This window comes from Psychrobacter sp. PG1, from assembly GCF_014897815.1.
GTDB lineage: Bacteria > Pseudomonadota > Gammaproteobacteria > Pseudomonadales > Moraxellaceae > Psychrobacter.
On record NZ_JABUZG010000038.1, the window covers coordinates 67,056 to 86,120 of the forward strand.

Below are 19,065 nucleotides of genomic sequence, written 5' to 3' on the forward strand. Positions count from 1 at the left end.
AAAAAGTAGATAACAGCTAGAATTAAGAATAAAGTTTTTATTGTTTGCTAAAGTGTAACACTAACGTTAACAAACAATATAGTAGCTCGCCTCGTTCGCTTCAAGCATAATTTGTCGCTTACTGCTCTTATTCGGATAAAATAATCAAAATAGCCAAGAGAAGATAAGCCACAAGCAACGGTGACATCATAAACAAGTGAGCATAAAGATATGGATTTAAAACAGCTCAACGCTTTTATTGCTATCGCAGATTCACGGAGCTTTAGTGCCGCAGCGACTAAAACTGGATTGTCACAACCAAGCTTGAGTCGCCTGCTTAAACAGCTTGAAACGGATATGGGTGTAGAATTGGTCGATCGCTACCATAGACCGCTACATCTGACTGAAGCTGGTATATTCTTTTATGACAAAATCAGCGCCATATTGACAGAAATTGATACCGTCACCAGCATGACGCAGCGGCTATCGACGCCCAGGAGCATGCTAAATATTGGCTTTGTCCCATCCGTGCTTTATGGATTGCTTCCTGAAATCATTGCCATGCTAAAGCAATCCAGCCCCGATATCGACGTCAATCTCAAAGACATCAGCTCATATCAACAAATAGAGGCGCTCAAATCTGGTGAGATAGACATCGGTTTTGGGCGTTTCCCGCATCAAGATCCATGGATTCAGCAAATACTACTGCGTCATGAACGTTATGTCGTCGCCTTACCAAAAGCCCATCCTTTGGCGCATATAAAGGAGCAGCGATTGATAGACTTAGCAAACAATCGACTGATTCTCTACCATCAAACCCATTTACCGATAGCGACGAGCGTAAGGTCAACCAGCGTAAAGGTGGATAATAATACAAAATCCAGACGCACAAGCGCTGAGCAATCCACACTTAGCGCGCCTATTACTGAACCTTTACTACACTTATTCGCACAATACGGTATTTCGCCTTTTATGACTACGACGGTGAGTGACTTGCAAGTAGCGCTAGGCTTGGTGGCGGCTGGTGAAGGCATTACGCTTGTGCCTGCTAGCCTAAAGACTGTGCGTACCGACCAAATCAGTTATCAACGTTTAGTACACGAAAACGTCACCTCCCCTATTTATCTGCATACACTCAAAGATTTCGTTCATCCCAGCATTTCTGATTTGCTGAGCGCCATCTATCAGGTATATGAGCAGCGCGGCATCACTTATCGGCAGCAAAAATTTGTGTCACAGCCTTAAATTATCAGATATTGAATGGATATTGTGTTATAAAGAACCGCTAAAAAATAATCAGCCTTAATGCTTGATATTAGCAACTGATTATGCTAACTAAAAAGAATGGCAATGCAAACAAATAGTAATAACAACTAGAATAATCATTCTCCTGACTGGCTTCGGCGTGCTAAAGTCGATACAAGATGAATCGTTTTATATTTAAGCAGTTTATAAAGCGCTTCTCTCATGATCATTGGCAAGCTGACACAGGTAAGTGATAATTTGCCGTTTTAACCATTTAGAGGTATTCATGACCACACAACCACTCAATAACCCACGCACCAACCCAAATGCAACTGACGATACCGCGACCTCGCCGCAAGAAGGCTTTAGCTGGCGCATCTTTGGTCCCGGTATTTTGATGGCAACCGCTGCTATCGGTGGCTCACATTTGATTTCATCGACGCAGGCTGGCGCTATCTATGGCTGGCAACTGGCCATTATGATTATTTTAGCCAACGTTTTTAAGTATCCATTTTTTCGTTTTGCAACCGACTACGTCTATGACACTGGCGAGAGTTTGATTGCAGGCTATGCCAAACGCTCAAAGGTATATCTGTGGGTATATTTTATACTCTCTATCCTATCGGCTGTCATTAGTACGGGCGCGGTCTCATTAATAGCAGCGGTTATCTTAGGTTTTATGCTACCAGCCTCCCTTGGTCTGTCGACGATGGCGCTGTCATTGATTATCGTGGCGGTTTCTTGGTTCTTTTTAATTGCAGGTCACTATAAGCTGCTTGATGGTGTGACCAAATGGATTATGATTGCGCTGACCACAGCAACGGTCGCAGCGGTCGTTATTGCCGCTGGCAAGCCGACAGTCATGGCTGCTGACTTTGTCGCCGCCTCTCCTTGGAATTTAGCAACTTTAGGTTTCATCGTGGCACTCATGGGCTGGATGCCAGCACCGCTTGAGTTTGCTGCCATTACCTCGATGTGGACATCCGCCAAAGTCAAAGCTGATCACACCACCCATCGCCAAGGTTTGCTTGATTTTAACGTCGGTTACGCCGTCTCAGCGATTTTGGCATTGTTCTTCTTATCGTTAGGTGTGTTTGTACAGTATGGCTCAGGACAAGAAATTGAGCTGGTTGGTGGCGCTTATATCAATCAGTTGATCAACATGTATACCGCAACCATCGGTGAATGGTCACGTCTATTGGTCGCTTTCGTCGCCTTTATGTGTATGTTTGGCACGACGATTACCTGTGCAGACGGTTATGGCCGTGCCAACGCTGAGTGCTGGCGTCTAATAAAAGGTGAAAGCGAAATCAACAAAAGGCAAATCGCTTTTTGGACGACCTATGCTATCGGTGGTGGATTGATGATTATCACTTTCTTTACTGGACAATTAGGTACTATGCTTAAGTTTGCCATGATATCGGCGTTTGTCTCAGCGCCTATCTTTGGCTGGTTAAATTACTCACTGGTTAAAAACCATAAAAAACTGTCTTTTGGCATGAATGCACTCTCTATCGCGGGACTCATCTTCTTAACGGGTTTTGCGCTGTTATTTTTAGCCAATCTTGCTGGACTATTTGGATAGGTATCGGTTTTAAAAATATCTATTTATATCATAAAAGCCCTTTTAGCTTAGCTATTAGGGCTTTTTAGTAAGCTAAAATCATGAATCGATAAAAATAAGCGCAACCGCTATTGTAAGTAAATGTAAATAATGGGCTATACGTGTCGTTGCAAATTGAGCAATATGAATAATAGTTTGAGCAAACCATTAATTTATAGATAATGCTATTTATATAGTGAATAATATTAATTTCAATAAACTAGTTGTTTAAATTATCTAATTTATTGCACTCAAACAATGCTTTTCACTCACTGATTATTGAGTATAATCAGCTACAACAATTAGAATATTTTCCCTCCATGTAAGGACAATCATATGACTTCATCTTCAGCAGGAGCGCGCTTTCGCAGTGCCCTCACTCAAAAAAATGATAATAACCAGCCACTACAGATTGCAGGTGCTATCAATGCCTATACTGCAATGATGGCAACCCAAGTCGGTCACCAAGCGTTATATCTCTCTGGTGCTGGCGTGGCAAACGCCTCATTTGGTCTTCCTGATTTGGGTATGACTAGCCTTGATAATGTGCTAGAAGATGCACGACGTATCACTGACGCAGTTGACACGCCGTTATTAGTAGATATCGACACTGGTTTTGGCGGTGCATTCAACATTGCACAAACCATCAGAAAAATGGAAAAAGCAGGTGTAGCAGCCGTACATATCGAAGATCAAGTCGCTCAAAAGCGCTGTGGTCATCGCCCAAATAAAGAAATCGTCAGTATTTCAGAAATGGTTGATCGCTTAAAAGCGGCATTGGATGCCAAAACTGACCCTGATTTTGTGGTCATGGCACGTACGGATGCGTTATCGGTAGAAGGTCTTGATGCTGCTGTCGAGCGCGCTGTTGCCTTCCAAGAAGCAGGCGCAGACATGATTTTTGCTGAAGCCTTAACCGATATCGAAATGTATCGTAAGTTCACTGACGTATTGGATATCCCAGTACTCGCCAACATGACAGAGTTTGGTCAGACCGACCTTTACACCACTGATCAACTATATAGCGTGGGTGTCGAGATGGTGTTGTACCCACTATCAGCATTCCGTGCGATGAACAAAGCGGCATTAAACGTTTATCAGCATCTATTGACTGATGGCACCCAAGAAAAAGTTGTTGATACCATGCAAACCCGCATGGAGCTGTATGATTTCTTAAATTATCATGAGTTTGAGCAGACGCTAGACAAGCTATTTGCTAATAAGTAGTTAAGCATTCGTCATTGGCAACACTGAAAAGATAGCTCACCTTTGAGTGTGTTATCTTTTCGAAATCCGTCTTCATTTATTTTTAGGTTATTTATGCCATTTTTTACTGCTAATACTGCTCTTAAAACGTCACTACTGAGCAGCACGCTTGCGGCGCTATTATTCATGACGGGCTGTGATAAAACACCAGAAACCGCCGACGATACGACCAGTGGTGCAAGAACTGCTGAAGTTGATACTACCAAACAGGCTCCTGCACCTGCCACTCAAGATGATTTGGTCATGACAACGATTACGCTAGATACCGTCGACAGTCTATTGTTCGCACCAGTTATCAATAGTGGTGCGCTCAGTGCAGAGCAAGTCAGCTGTCTCGAATCACGTGACAAAGACTTGGGTAAAGCCGAAGTCGATCGTTTCTATAAGAGTCAGTTTACCGATGCAGAGTTACAAGAGTTGGATGACTTTTACACGTCAGAGGTAGGGAAAAAGCTGATTACGTTTGGCAATGAGCAACTGCGTGTCATGAATGGTGAAGAGATTGCAACGCCAATGGCTGATCCTACCCCAGAAGAGATGACTGAGATTCAGACGTTCATGGAATCACCACTGGGTGTCAAGTACATGAAAATCAATAATGCAGAAGGCGAAGGCAGCGCAATGGAAGTCTTGAACGTTCCTATTGAAGCCGAATTCAAGCGTTGTAATGTCGATTTAGATGGTCCACAGCTTGAACAGCCTGCGTAACACTTAACTAACGCTATAGTCAGTCATTAACCAATAAATTTATTATTAGAAACTTAGAAACTTAGAAACTTAGAAACTTAGAAACTTAGAAACTTAGAAACTTAGAAACACTGTTTTTCACCCAAAAAGCTACCCACAAAAGGAATTTCATCATGGCAGCACAAAACTCATCAACAAAAGTATTGTCAGGTGCAGGTCTACGCGGACAAGTCGCAGGCAAAACCGCGCTATCTACCGTCGGCAAATCAGGCTCTGGTCTGACCTATCGCGGTTATGACGTGTCAGAACTGGCAGACAAATGCATCTTTGAAGAAGTGGCTTACTTGCTGCTTTATGGCAACTTGCCAAACCAAAGCGAGCTTGACGCTTACCAAGCCAAGCTCAAAAGCTTACGTGGCTTACCGCAGTCATTAAAAGACGTCCTTGAGCGTATCCCTGCCGAATCGCATCCAATGGATGTATTACGTACCGGTTGCTCTATGCTGGGTAACTTAGAAACCGAAATGAGTTTTGATGAAGAAAACGACCAAGCAGATCGCATGCTTGCGGTATTCCCTTCTATCATCAACTACTGGTATCGCTTCACGCATGACAACGTGCGTATCGAAACCGAAACGGATGATGCGACCATTGGTGGTCACTTCTTGCATCTATTAAAGGGTGAAAAACCAAACGAGCTGCATACAAAAGTAATGAACGTATCACTTATTTTGTATGCAGAGCATGAGTTTAACGCTTCAACCTTTACCGCACGTGTGTGTGCCTCTACGCTATCTGATATCCATTCTTGTATCACTGGCGCCATCGGTTCACTACGCGGTCCTCTGCATGGTGGCGCTAATGAGGCTGCGATGGACATGATTGAAGGCTTTAGTTCAGCTGATGAAGCCGAAACTGAGATGATGGGTATGCTGGCGCGTAAAGACAAAATTATGGGCTTTGGTCATGCTATCTATAGCGAATCAGATCCACGTAACGTGGTGATTAAAGGCTGGGCTGAAAAACTGGCAGCGGATGTTGGTGATGAAGTGCTATATCCAGTATCAGTACGCTGTGAAGAAGTCATGTGGCGCGAGAAAAAGCTGTTCTGTAATGCTGACTTTTTCCATGCCTCAGCCTATCACTTTATGGGTATCCCAACCAAGCTGTTCACGCCAATCTTTGTTTGCTCGCGTCTAACAGGCTGGGCAGCACACGTGTTTGAACAACGCGCCAATAACCGTATCATTCGCCCAAGTGCGGAATATACCGGTGAAGAGTTGCGTCCAGTACCAGAGATGAGCGCGCGTTAATATTTCTTGTGGTTATCGAGTATAAAAGTTTATGTTCGGTAACGGATTTAACGGCTAAATGCATTCACCATTTAGCCGTTAAATATTTTCTTAGTAATCTCACTTTCTGTTTAAGCATATTTTTTTAGCAAAGCCTTCTTCTAACTTCTAATTCCACTGACGATTTTGCTAAAAGAATGACTCTTTTTTAAATTTAAACCAGCCAACCGCCAAAGGTGACTTATGGACAACGCCCTAGTACAGCCAATGAATGAGCTCTTTAAAAAGCCACTACCCGATACCGATTTATATTATTTTGATACCCGTGAGGCTGTCGAGAGTATCGAAGCTGGTGCTTATGACAAGCTACCATTCTGCTCAAAAGTATTGTGTGAAAACTTGGTACGCCGTTGCCCACCAGAAGAGCTAACCGCGGCGCTTAAGCAACATATCGAAGGTAAGCAAGATTTAGATTTTCCTTGGTACCCTGCCCGCGTGGTCTGTCATGATATCTTGGGTCAGACTGCGTTTGTTGATTTGGCAGGCCTACGTGATGCCATCGCTGAGCAAGGCGGCGATCCGTCTAAAGTAAACCCTATTGTGCCAACTCAGCTTATTGTTGACCATTCATTGGCCGTTGAGCATGCTGGTTTTGAAGATGACGCCTTTGAGAAAAACCGTGCGATTGAAGAGCGCCGCAACGATGACCGTTTTCACTTTATCAACTGGTGTCAGTATGCCTTTGATAACGTCAACGTTGTACCACCTGGTAACGGCATCATGCACCAAATTAACCTAGAAAAAATGTCACCGGTCGTGCAAGTGGTACAAAACAAAGCCGGTGAACAAGTCGCTTTTGCTGATACCTTAGTCGGTACTGACAGTCATACACCAATGGTTGATGCTTTAGGTGTCATCTCAATCGGTGTTGGCGGGCTTGAAGCTGAAAGCGTGATGTTGGGCAATCCATCATATATGCGCCTGCCTGATTACGTCGGCGTTAAGCTCACTGGTAAACTACAAAAAGGCATTACCGGTACGGATTTGGTACTGGCGATGACTGAGTTCTTACGTGATGCAGGCGTGGTCTCTACCTATATCGAATTCTTTGGTGAAGGTGCACGTCAGCTGAGTGTCGGTGACCGTGCCTCTATCTCTAACATGACGCCTGAATATGGTGCCACTGCAGCGATGTTCTATATCGATGAGCAAACCATCGATTACTTGCGCCTAACTGGCCGCTCTGAGGCTCAGATTAAATTGGTTGAGCAGTATGCCAAGCAAACGGGTCTATGGGCTGACGGCATGGAAAAAGCCGAATATGCTCGCGTGCTTGAATTTGATCTATCAGCAGTCGTACGTAATATGGCAGGCCCATCACGTCCACATGCTCGCGTATCAACCACCGATTTGGTAGCAAAAGGTATTGCCCACGGCGCTGATGAAAAGCTGCCTGAACCAAAAGACGGCATGATGCCAGATGGTGCGGTGATTATCGCGGCTATTACCAGCTGTACCAACACCTCAAACCCACGTAACATGGTTGCTGCAGGCCTCGTTGCCCGTAACGCCAATGCTAAAGGCTTGTTACGTAAGCCTTGGGTAAAATCATCATTAGCACCAGGCTCTAAAACCGTCAAAATGTACCTAGAAGAAGCAGGACTGATGCCTGAGTTACAAGAAATCGGCTTTGACGTGGTTGGCTTTGCTTGTACGACGTGTAATGGTATGAGTGGCGCACTTGATCCTGATATCGAAAAAGAAATCATCGATCGTGACTTGTTTAGTACGGCAGTATTATCAGGCAACCGCAATTTCGATGGTCGTATCCATCCATACGCCAAGCAAGCATTTTTAGCGTCACCACCATTGGTGATTGCCTATGCTATTGCCGGTAACATCCGTTTTGATATCGAAAAAGACTCATTAGGAAAAGACCAAAACGGCAATGACGTTTATCTAAAAGACATCTGGTTCGATGATGATGAAGTTGATGCCATCGTGGCTAAAGCGGTAAAACCTGAACAATTTAACGCTGTTTATATTCCGATGTTTGACGAAGCCAAAAAAGACACGGGTAAAGCATTAAGTCCGCTCTATAACTGGCGTGAACAGACGACTTATATCCGCCGTCCGCCGTATTGGGAAGGCAAAATGGCAGCGATGAATAAGCTAAAAGGTATGCGCCCGTTAGCGGTGTTAGGTGACAATATCACTACTGACCATTTATCGCCATCTAATGCGATTTTGGGTGACTCAGCTGCTGGCGAGTACCTTGATACCATGGGTCTGCCGGCGGAAGACTATAACTCATACGCCACGCATCGTGGCGACCACTTAACGGCGCAGCGTGCGACCTTTGCCAATCCTAAGCTATTGAATGAGATGGTACGTGACGAGAAAGGTGAAGTAATACAAGGTTCGCTTGCTAGAGTAGAGCCTGAAGGTCAAGTCATGCGTATGTGGGAAGCAATTGAAACCTATATGAACCGCGAGCAACCATTGATCATCATCGCCGGTGACGGCTATGGTCAAGGCTCAAGCCGTGACTGGGCTGCTAAAGGTGTACGTTTAGCAGGTGTTGAAGTAGTGGTTGCTGAAGATTTTGAGCGTATTCACCGCCAAAACTTGGTCGGTATGGGCGCACTACCTTTGCAGTTTAAAGAAGGTGTCAATCGTAATACTCTAAATATCGGTGGCACCGAAGTATTTGATATCGAAGGCGAAGCGTCTGCTGGCGGTGAGATGACATTGGTCATTAACCGCACAGATGGCACTGTCGATAAAGCCTCAGTGAAATGTCGTTTAGATACCGCTGATGAAGTTAAAATGTATAACGCTGGCGGTATGCTACAGCGCTTTGCCAAAGAGTTTATCGAAGGTACGTTAGATATCGTTTAATAGAAACGAATAAACAACAACGATAGCTGCCGTACACGTGACAAAAGCCAATGTTATGTTTATATGGCATTGGCTTTTTTAGTAGTCTCACAATAGATTCTGATACTCTTTAGTCTTATTAGGCTTCTATCCATTAAATACATTACTTATAGTATTTTATTTAAATGAATTTTCTTAAAAAATAAACATTTGTTTTTCTATTTAGTATAATTGTCATTTTTTATCATAAGAAGTGGCATGAAAAACATCCATAGAACTTTTATTATTTTGATTTCTGTATTGAATCTTAGCGGTTGTAGTAGTCTCACTGATTTATCAATGGTAGACGTCTCTATTTCCATTTTCGTTATTGCTATTATTATTGGTTGTTGGGTTTCTAATGTACGTACCGGCCGCGATATACAAGAGTCCGTTGATAGTATTATACAAATTCGACGGGAACAACTTGAAATGGCTAAGTCCGATTTGAGACCTGGCATTGATGAAGGCGACCCAGTTTCGCAGTATCTCTTGGCGCTTAAATTTCATACTGGTGATGGTGTCGGTCAAGACTTAGTAGCAGCGTGTTACTGGTACAGTTTGTCCGCTGAAAGTGGATTTATTCATGCCGTGACAACTTTAGCCCTTATGTATATAAAAGGATGGGGTACCAAGCAAGATTTGACTAAAGCTGCTAAGCTTTTGTCTATTGCCTCAAAAGAAGGCGATCTGCAGGCACAGAACTTTTTAGCAGCAGCCTATTTAAACGGATGGGGTGTTCGAAAAAATGAAGAAAAAGCACGTTATTGGCTGCAACAAGCAGCTGCACAAAGCTCTGAAGAATCTAGTGAGTCTATAAATATGTTGTCGCCGCAATCTATTGAATCATTAACAATGGTCATTCAAAACGGTGATGAATATATCGTACTAAAATAATAGGAATACAAAAATGACCCGACCAAACCCTGCTTTTGCCCCGCAACTATCTGTCCCTGCCACCTATATGCGTGGTGGCACTTCAAAAGGTACGTTCTTTAAACTGTCTGACTTACCTGAGCGTTGCCAAGTCGCTGGCGAGTCACGTGATAAGTTTTTGCTACGTGTCATCGGTAGCCCTGATCCTTATGGTAAGCAAATAGACGGCTTAGGCAATGGCAGCTCCAGCACCTCTAAGACAGTCATTCTCTCTCAATCTGATAAAGCAGATCATGATGTGAATTATCTGTTTGGGCAGGTTAATATCGCTAAGCCAATGATTGATTGGGCGGGTAACTGTGGCAACTTAACTGCGGCGGTTGGTGCCTGTGCCATCAATATGGGCTTAGTCGATACTGATAAGATCGTAAATAGTGCGAATACTGGCATTTGCGAAGTACGCATTTGGCAACAGAATATTGGTAAAACGATTATCGCTCATGTACCTGTTTACACTGATGAGCAAGGAAAAGTGCAAGTACAAGAAACCGGCGATTTTGAACTAGACGGCGTCACCTTCCCAGCCGCCGAAGTCAAAATCGAATTTATTGATCCCGTTGATTCATCAAACGACATGTTCCCGACCAACAATCTAATCGATGACTTTGATGTATCTGGCTGTGGCTTGGCTAGCAATAGTGTTAAAGCAACTTTTATTAGTGCTGGTATCCCAACCATTTTTATGAAAGCAGAAGATTTAGGCTTTACTGGCACTGAGTTGCAAGGTGATATTAATAGTAATAGCGAGCTACTTGCCAAGCTTGAAAAAATCCGTGCCAAAGGCGGCGTGGCGATGGGGCTATTTAAAGACGTCAGTGAAGCGCAAAGCAGTCAGCATATACCCAAGATTGCATGGGTTGGCGCTGCACAAAGTTACAGCGCATCAAGTGGTAAATCAGTCGATGCAGACGATATTGACTTAGTCGTACGTGCCATGAGTATGGGTCAATTGCATCATGCGATGATGGGCACAGCAGCGGTCGCTATTGCCGCCGCAGCGACCACGCAAGGGACATTGGTCAATGAAGCAGCAGGTGCAGGCGAGCTGACCGAGGTGCGTTTTGGTCACCCTTCAGGAACCTTACTTGTAGGTGGAAAAACCGAGCAAGTCGATGGACGCTGGCAAGCCAAAAAAGTCTCGATGAGCCGCTCGGCACGCCGTATTATGGTTGGTGAAGTGTTTGTACCAGCGGATGCTTTTTAGTTAAGGAGACTTAAATGGCTTACGATCTTACAGAAAAACTAGTTATCGGTATTTCATCAAGCGCATTATTTGATCTTAAAGAATCAGATAGTATATTCAGGACAGAAGGCGAGCAAGCCTATAGAGAATATCAGAGAAAGAATCAAGATGATGCTCTTAATACTGGGGTCGCCTACCCTTTTATCAGGAGACTATTGAAGCTAAATGAGCTGCTTAAAGATCCGTTAGTAGAAGTTATTTTATTATCACGCAATGATCCTGACACCGGCCTCAGGGTTATTAACTCAATTGAACATTATAACCTTTCTATTACTCGTGCGGTTTTTTTGCAAGGTCGATCAGCACACGAATATATTCCAGCCTTTGATATTGAATTATTTTTATCTGCTAATGAGGGAGACATTAAACAAGCAATAGAGGCAGGTTACCCAGCAGGTCAGATTTTACATGGAGATATTTCTGATAATATTGAAGATACGCAATTGAGAATAGCATTCGATTTTGATGGCGTGATAATCGACGATGAATCTGAAAGTGTTTATAAAGAAAATAAAAACCTTGATGAGTTTCACCTCCATGAGTCTACTAAGGTTGATATAGCTCATAATCCAGGACCACTAAAGAATTTTATTGACCGTATTTCTCATATTCAAAAACTTGAAAATGATTATAAGCTTGAAAACCCTAATTATGAACCAATGGTAAGAGTCTCTATCGTCACTGCAAGAAACGCACCTTCACATAAACGTGCAATTAACACAATGCGTGAATGGGGTATTCTTGCGAATGAAGCTTTTTTTATGGGCGGAGTAGACAAATCAAAGGTTCTTGAGATATTAAAGCCTCATATCTTTTTTGACGACCAGATGACACATTTGAAATCATCTGGTGTATTGCCATCAGTTCATATTCCTTTTGGAATCGCTAATAAAGTAGTACATAATGAAAGCTAATTACTAATATTCATAAAAATACATGCCAACATCTCCCCAGCCACGCCATGTGCAGTTAGATAAGAAGCCGCCACTCAAAAAAACGGAGCGGCGCGCTTTGCTGTGGGATATCCTCAAAAAGCTTGCCGTCTTTGCCGCGCCATATAAAGTTCTAATCATTGCCACTTTGATATTGACCGTACTGGGTTCGTTTACGGCTCAGGTTAATGCCTTTGTGCTGCGCTATGCAGTTGATACCTTGACCGAAATTGCCACGCTTGCCGAGCCGTGGCAGGCAGGCGTGCGTATGCTAGGTATCATCAGTGCCGTGCTCTTAACCAAAGAGATACTGTCGATATTTATCTCTTTTGGGCAACGCTTCTTTGGCGAAAAAATTCGTATCAATCTTTCGCGTGATTTATCGCAAAAAATCATTGAGCGCATCCTCACCTACCGCATGGCATTTTATACCAGTAGCGAAAACGACAGCGGCAAGTTGCAAACGCGTATCGATTATGGCGTTAGTAGTCTTACAAGCTTAGTGCAAAACTTCTTTATCGATATGCTACCGCTGTTTGCCAGTGCGATCGTCTCACTCATCATTATGTTTTCGACCAATTTCTGGATAGGCTTAGTCGGTCTTATTATCATTCCCATTTACTTTTTCATAAGTCAAAAACAAGCGCGGCGTCTACAAGGGTTCCGTCGGCAGATGCGTGGCTATTGAGAAGCCAAAAGTGGCTTGGTTATCTCCTTGATCAACTCTATCAGCGTGGTGAAATCCTTTGTCCGTGAGTCGATAGAAGCAGAAAAGCACTTAACCATTCAAAAAGACATGACTGACAATCAGCTGCGTATTCGCAGTATTGGTTTTATTTATGATGCGATAAAAACCTTTATTGAGCAAATTGGTGTGGTCGTTATTATTCTGCTGACATCCTACTTTGTTTTAAAAGGCGAGATGACCATCGGTATGATTTTATTCCATGTCATGCTATTCCGAAACGTCGCCGCCCCTATTCGTCAATTGCATCGTATCTATGATCAGATTAATAATGCCCTGACTTACGCTGAAGGTTTCTTTGATATATTAGAAGATGAAAGCCAAGTTGAAGATATCACGGGCAGAAGCAGTAAAAATTTAAAAAGTCATATTGAGCTGAAAAACGTCGATTTCACGTACCCGAATGGCACGCAAGCGCTAAAAGATGTCAGTTTTACTATTAAACCCAATCGCATTACTGCGCTGGTGGGCTTAAGCGGCGCTGGCAAGAGTACGATTATTAGCTTATTAGTAAAGTTTTATGCGCCAGATAGCGGCACCATATGGCTAGACGGACATAATTTAGCCGACTGCGATACTCATGAATTGCGTCAAAATATTGGCTTGGTACTACAAAGTAATCATATCTTTTCGGGTACGATTAGCGAAAATATCCGCTATGGCGATATGAATGCGACAGATGAAGATATTATTATTGCAGCAAAAAAAGCCTCCATATGGCGATATGAATGCGACAGATGAAGATATTATTATTGCAGCAAAAAAAGCCTCCATTCATGAGCAAATTATTAATTTAGCAGAAGGCTATGAGAGTACAGCAAAGTCATTGTCTGGTGGTCAGCAGCAGCGTATCGCGCTGGCACGGATGTTTTTAAAAGATCCACCCATTGTGTTTTTGGATGAGCCAACCGCTAGCCTCGATGCCATCGCCAGCCAACAAGTGAAGAAAAGTCTAGATCTCATCAAAAAAGATCGTACCGTCATTATGGTTTCGCATAATATTGCCCAAATTATCGATGCGGATGACTTGGTCGTGATAGAAGATGGTCGCGTGGTTGAAACCGGTACGCATGAAGCGCTATATGAGAAACACGGCAAGTATTTTGAGATATTCAATGCCATGTCGGATAGCTTAAATTTGGATAAAATCAGCCAGACTCTAAAGGGTTAGGAATGGTTAATGTGTGCCTAAATCGTTATAATGCCAATCTTTTACCGCCTATTTCCAGAAGCTAGCCCACTATGACTTGTGAATTTTCTATCAAAACCTTTGATGAGCTGACCTCAGTTGATCTGTATCATATTTTAAAAGCCCGATCACAAGTGTTTGTGGTTGAGCAAAACTGCGCCTATCAAGATATGGATGAGGTGGACTTTGACTGCCTACATCTTATCGCGCATCAAAACGAGGCGTTGGTAGGCTACTGCCGTATTATTCCGCCTGAATTTAATAAATTAAAATCCAATCTATCGGTCGCCGACCCTACGATTAAGACCAATCATACTGCTATGCCTGCCATCGGTAGAGTGCTGGTCTTATCAGAGCACAGAGGTGACGGTATAGCACGGCAGATGATGATTCATGCCATTGCGCACTGCCGTAAAAAATACGGTAAAAAGCGCCCGATTATACTCTCTGCACAAGCCTACTTACTCAGCTTTTATGAGTCCTTGGGGTTTGTCCCTGAAGGCGATCATTATCTCGAAGACAACATAGAGCATGTAAAAATGGTTCTATACGTTGCCAAGAAAAACAAAGTACAAAAAGAGCGTACTGAGTCTGCCTCCACAACGAACAAAGTCTTAAGTTTTCTGCTGTTCATCATGGCGGCTTTATTTGTGTTAGGTCTGCTATATTTGATGATTTAAGCGCGCCGCAAGGTTTTAATTTTTAACATAATTCAGTTTGGTTGTTTCATATTGATTATGCTACTTTTAAATGATGGCTAATTTAAAAAAATGACCGAGATAATGGGTCAAGGAAGTAGCACACTCAAGGAAGAGGAGACAATCATATCAAATGATAATTCAGATACAACACATTCAAATAAAAATGATGCCACGGTAGAAAGCAATGTCCGTCCAGAATATGACATTGAGATTCAAAAGATTGCTGATTATGTGCTTAATTATTCGATAGATAACGACTCCTCCAATAGCGCAGATGCTTGGAATACCGCACGTCATTGCTTGATGGATACGCTTGGCTGCGGTCTGCTTGCGCTACGTTTCCCTGAATGTACTAAGCATTTGGGTCCTGATTGTGCCGATCAGCTTACACCTAATGGTGCGCGCGTTCCGGGTACAGCCCACAGAATAGATCCTATCAAAGCCGCCTTTGATATCGGCTGTATGGTGCGCTGGCTCGATTATAATGACACGTGGCTGGCTGCTGAATGGGGACACCCTTCGGACAATTTAGGCGGTATCCTAGCAGTCGCCGATTATATCAGCCAACAAAGTGTCAGTCGCAATCATCCGCCATTAACGATGCGTGAGGTGCTTGAGGCTATGATTATGGCGCATGAGATTCAGGGGGTAATTGCACTGGAAAACTCATTCAACCGTGTGGGTCTTGACCATGTGTTTTTAGTTAAATTGGCCTCTACCGCTGTGGTCGCCAAGCTCTATAAATTGCCACGTGAGCGTATCATGGCTGCCATCTCGCAGGCGATCGTTGATGGTCAGGCACTGCGCACCTATCGTCATGCACCCAATGCCGGTAGCCGTAAATCTTGGGCGGCAGGCGACGCTACCAGTCGTGCGGTACGCTTGGTTGACATTACTCGTCGCGGTGAAATGGGTATTCCTGGAGCACTCTCTGCACCGCAGTGGGGGTTTTATGATGTATTGTTTAGCCATACCAATAAAGACTTAGCCCTTAAACCTGCAAACGAGCGCCGTTTTACTTTCCAGCGTGAGTTTGGCAGTTACGTGATGGAAAACATCTTATTTAAGTTAAGCTTCCCTGCCGAGTTTCATGCGCAGACTGCTTGTGAGGCCGCGGTGATTTTACATCCACGCATTGATGACAGAATCGACAATATTGAAAAAATTGTCCTGACCACTCATGAATCCGCGATTAGAATCATCTCTAAAGAAGGCACATTGGCCAACCCTGCTGATCGAGATCACTGCTTGCAATATATGGTCGCGGTGCCTCTGCTGACTGGCGATTTAATGGCAGAAAATTATGAAGACGATTATCATGCACAGCACCATGTTTTAATTGATGGTCTACGCCGCAAAATGATCGTAGAAGAAGATGCGGGTTATTCAAAAGATTACCATGACCCAAGTAAACGCTCGATTGCCAATGCCATTCAGATATTTTTTAAAGATGGTAGCAGTACCGACAAGGTTGTGGTCGAATACCCTATCGGACATAAGCGCCGCCGTACTGAGGGCTTGCCGATATTAGAAGCCAAGTTTCGTGCCAGTTTAGCAACGCGTTTTATCGACAGTCGCTGTCAGGATATTTTTGCCCTTTGTAGTGATCAAACCCGCTTAGAGCACACACCTGTACATGAGTTTATGGACTTGTTTATGGCGAATTAAGCATTTGCCTATTTGAAAATTACCTTTATCTTATCAATAAAATAGGGCGTGTTCTCATATTAAGGACACGCCCTATTTTCATCTCTTGAATTGGCTTTGTGAACGTTTCAATCATTTAGAGCTACCAAGGTATGGATTCCCCTGCCCAGTCAACAAAGCTTCCTGATTGCACAGCTGTCATACGGTTAAGCACTTCTAATAAGCATTCCGCACTGTAGGCTGGCGAGAACAACTGACCTTCGGCCACATTACCTTGAAAAGGGGCTGATAGTTGCGTATTTACCGTTCCTGGTTGCATGACAACTACGCACACGTCTTTAAGCGAGCGACTCCATTCAATACTCAGGTTTTTCATGCCCATATTGAGCGCCGTCTTACTCATACGATAGCTATACCAGCCGCCCAGCTGGTTGTCACTGATACTACCAACACGTGCGGATATCGTCGCAAAGATTGCGGGCTTGTCATTACTACGCGCAGATTTGGCTAATAGTGGTCTAAAATGCTTGGCAATAAGCAAGCTGGCTAAGGCGTTCACTTGCATGTTTTGTAAAAAGAAATCAGTCTCAACCTGACGCAGCGCTTTTTCTGGCTGCTGCGTCGCCGTATGTAATAACCCTGCACAATTGATAATCCAATCAATATGAGTGGTTTGCTGCTGAATAACCTCGGCTGCTTGTTGGATACTCTGTTCGTCGCAGAGATTCATGGATATCCAATGCAGATTGTCAGCCTCAAAATCAGGTACATTGCGATGATAAGTCGCAAAGACATGGATACCTTGTTTTCCATCATTATCGGTATTCGCATTCTCATCCTTATTGTCACTGGCAGTGCCATCTACTAATTGCTCAATCATCGCTCTACCAATGCCGCCTGTACCACCAACGATTAGATACGTTCTGTTATTCATGATGATTCCTTTTTTGGATTCTCTTTAACAGCGTTTTTTCACCCTCTGTTTTTTTACACTATTGTCATTATCATTTTGTTCATTATTCATTTTGGCTGATTTTTATTGTCTTTACCATGATAAAAATGCTTAATAAATGTTCATTTTTTAACATTTGGCGAAGGCGTGTCCTCATATATACGCTACAATAATCAAGAATTATCTTCTACATAAACGCCTTTATATGGATGTTATCGCATTATGCTATCACCCCAAGATCAATTGACTGAGTTGGTACGCACGCTTGAGACGCAGCAACATGTGTTTGCCACTGACCCGCTACTTATCACGGAAAAGCTACAAGATGAGGATGGCAAACCCATTCAAAAATTGCACCGCCGAGCCTCACGTATCGATAGTAACGGTGCGATGGCACGAATATTGGGCAAAATTGACGGGCGTATTAAAGGCATCATGGTGGTCATGAGCGTGGTGTGGTGTCTCTCGGGATTTTTGGGCTTATTCACCTTACTTCAGACCAATGTGGTGAATTTCTTTTATGTATTGGTTTGCTTGCTGGGTTTTCATACCATTATGCTGTTAGGCTGGCTGGTGATGAGCCTGATTAATCAAGGCAAGCCGTCTTCGAATTGGTTTGCCAATTTTGTCAGTCCCAGTTATCTGATACGTGGTAAAGACGATGTTACCAAGGCGGCAGTCGATTTGTACGAGCGCCAATTACAGCATAGCGGGATGCGCTGGTATTTGGGGAGATTTAGTCATCAGTTATGGCTGGCAACGTTGACAGGCATGCTGCTGGCGATTATTTTCCTATTGATTGTGCGTCAGTATAGCTTTAGCTGGGAGTCGACTTTACTATCCGATCAAGCGCTAATTACTTTGACACAGGTACTTGGCTGGTTACCAAGTATGGTGGGATTCGATGTGCCAGACAGCACCGCTATCGTACAGAGTCGCTTGGTGACTGATGCGATGCCATTGACTGTTGCGCGGCAATGGGCAGGCTTATTGGTTGGTAGTTTGCTGATGTACGGTATTGTACCAAGAGCGATTGCTTGGGCGTTTTGCGCATTGATGTTCCGTCGTAAAAAGATGCGGTTGGACATCAAGCAGCCCTATTATCAAAAGATTTTAAACTTTTGGCAACGTCAGGTGGTAGATGCTGATGACTTTAATGAAGTGCCTGCGCCTATTGCGCCAAAAGCAGCGGTCAGTGCTGGCAAGAAGCTGGTTGCTTTGCTTGAGTATCCAGCAGAGCAGGATAACTGGTGGCTTGAAGGTTTGGATGCCAATATTAATAATAGTGAGATAGAGAATTTCGGTATCGTTGATGACCGTGACGATATGGCACGTCTGAAGACGTATTTAGACAATCATCCAGTGCAGGTCTTACTTGGTATTCATCATAAAGCCTTACCTGACCGTGGTACGCTACGCAAACTTGATCAAATCGCTGCTCACGCCAAAGATGGGCTCATTGTGCAACTGCTGAGTGAGTCAAGCGCTTTAGACTTAACCAAGCAGGTTGCAGACCATCAAGATGTTCGTTATCAGCAGTGGCAAACCGCCCTTGCCGCTCGGAAAATTGGTCTAGTGAATAATTGATTGACTAGCCAAAATGGGATTATTAGTTACTTAAGACAAATGGTTAGTATTAATACCGAAATAGCACATAATTTGTTCTACAATAAAAGCCACTGTATGTTTTGATCATTAATAAATATAAGACGATATTATGAATAATGAT

General features: G+C 43.4%; 13 protein-coding genes and 1 pseudogene. 13 read left to right on the forward strand and 1 reads right to left on the reverse strand.

All coding sequences use genetic code 11. From position 1 onward, the window contains the following. Positions 1 to 210 precede the first annotated feature (210 nt). The 12 genes and pseudogenes from INT03_RS02365 to INT03_RS02420 all read left to right on the forward strand — a co-directional run bounded on the left by INT03_RS02365 (position 211) and on the right by INT03_RS02420 (position 16,405). On the forward strand, positions 211 to 1,224 hold the full coding sequence (locus INT03_RS02365) for a LysR family transcriptional regulator (protein ID WP_193007416.1): 1,014 nt from the start codon (positions 211 to 213) through the stop codon (positions 1,222 to 1,224). 286 nt (positions 1,225 to 1,510) lie between these two features. Then, a complete protein-coding gene (locus INT03_RS02370) occupies positions 1,511 to 2,809 on the forward strand; it encodes an NRAMP family divalent metal transporter (RefSeq protein WP_413469106.1) in 1,299 nt (432 codons plus the stop codon). Positions 2,810 to 3,163: 354 nt separating this feature from the next. Beyond that, entirely contained in the window at positions 3,164 to 4,054 is an 891-nt protein-coding gene (gene prpB, locus INT03_RS02375) for a methylisocitrate lyase (RefSeq protein WP_060491135.1), read from the forward strand. Positions 4,055 to 4,147: 93 nt separating this feature from the next. Further along, positions 4,148 to 4,801 carry a DUF2059 domain-containing protein gene (locus INT03_RS02380; protein WP_193007417.1) on the forward strand — a complete coding sequence of 218 codons (654 nt, stop codon included), beginning with the start codon at positions 4,148 to 4,150 and terminating at the stop codon, positions 4,799 to 4,801. A gap of 152 nt (positions 4,802 to 4,953) precedes the next feature. Continuing rightward, a complete protein-coding gene (prpC, locus tag INT03_RS02385; protein ID WP_193007418.1) occupies positions 4,954 to 6,093 on the forward strand; it encodes a 2-methylcitrate synthase in 1,140 nt (379 codons plus the stop codon). Between the two features lie 246 nt (positions 6,094 to 6,339). Then, positions 6,340 to 8,973: a Fe/S-dependent 2-methylisocitrate dehydratase AcnD gene (gene acnD / locus INT03_RS02390; protein ID WP_193007470.1), complete on the forward strand. Its 2,634-nt coding sequence runs from the start codon at positions 6,340 to 6,342 to the stop codon at positions 8,971 to 8,973. 237 nt (positions 8,974 to 9,210) lie between these two features. Then, positions 9,211 to 9,888: a tetratricopeptide repeat protein gene (locus INT03_RS02395; RefSeq protein ID WP_193007419.1), complete on the forward strand. Its 678-nt coding sequence runs from the start codon at positions 9,211 to 9,213 to the stop codon at positions 9,886 to 9,888. 13 nt (positions 9,889 to 9,901) lie between these two features. Further along, positions 9,902 to 11,131: a 2-methylaconitate cis-trans isomerase PrpF gene (prpF, locus tag INT03_RS02400; RefSeq protein WP_193007420.1), complete on the forward strand. Its 1,230-nt coding sequence runs from the start codon at positions 9,902 to 9,904 to the stop codon at positions 11,129 to 11,131. A gap of 14 nt (positions 11,132 to 11,145) precedes the next feature. Beyond that, a complete protein-coding gene (locus tag INT03_RS02405) occupies positions 11,146 to 12,084 on the forward strand; it encodes a 5'-nucleotidase (protein ID WP_193007421.1) in 939 nt (312 codons plus the stop codon). Between the two features lie 22 nt (positions 12,085 to 12,106). Then, positions 12,107 to 14,018 (forward strand): annotated as a pseudogene (locus INT03_RS02410) (ABC transporter ATP-binding protein). A 71-nt stretch (positions 14,019 to 14,089) separates the two neighbouring features. Next, complete coding sequence (locus tag INT03_RS02415; protein ID WP_087815402.1) at positions 14,090 to 14,716, forward strand: GNAT family N-acetyltransferase; 627 nt, start codon at positions 14,090 to 14,092, stop codon at positions 14,714 to 14,716. Positions 14,717 to 14,818: 102 nt separating this feature from the next. Then, positions 14,819 to 16,405: a bifunctional 2-methylcitrate dehydratase/aconitate hydratase gene (locus tag INT03_RS02420; RefSeq protein WP_226950163.1), complete on the forward strand. Its 1,587-nt coding sequence runs from the start codon at positions 14,819 to 14,821 to the stop codon at positions 16,403 to 16,405. Between the two features lie 121 nt (positions 16,406 to 16,526). Here the strand turns inward: INT03_RS02420 and INT03_RS02425 are convergent, their stop codons facing one another. Continuing rightward, a complete protein-coding gene (locus INT03_RS02425; RefSeq protein ID WP_193007422.1) occupies positions 16,527 to 17,318 on the reverse strand; it encodes an SDR family oxidoreductase in 792 nt (263 codons plus the stop codon). A gap of 240 nt (positions 17,319 to 17,558) precedes the next feature. On the opposite strand from INT03_RS02425, the gene INT03_RS02430 reads away from it, so the two are divergent. After that, positions 17,559 to 18,923, forward strand: a complete 1,365-nt coding sequence (locus INT03_RS02430) for a DUF2868 domain-containing protein (protein WP_193007423.1) — start codon at positions 17,559 to 17,561, stop codon at positions 18,921 to 18,923. Positions 18,924 to 19,065 lie beyond the last annotated feature (142 nt).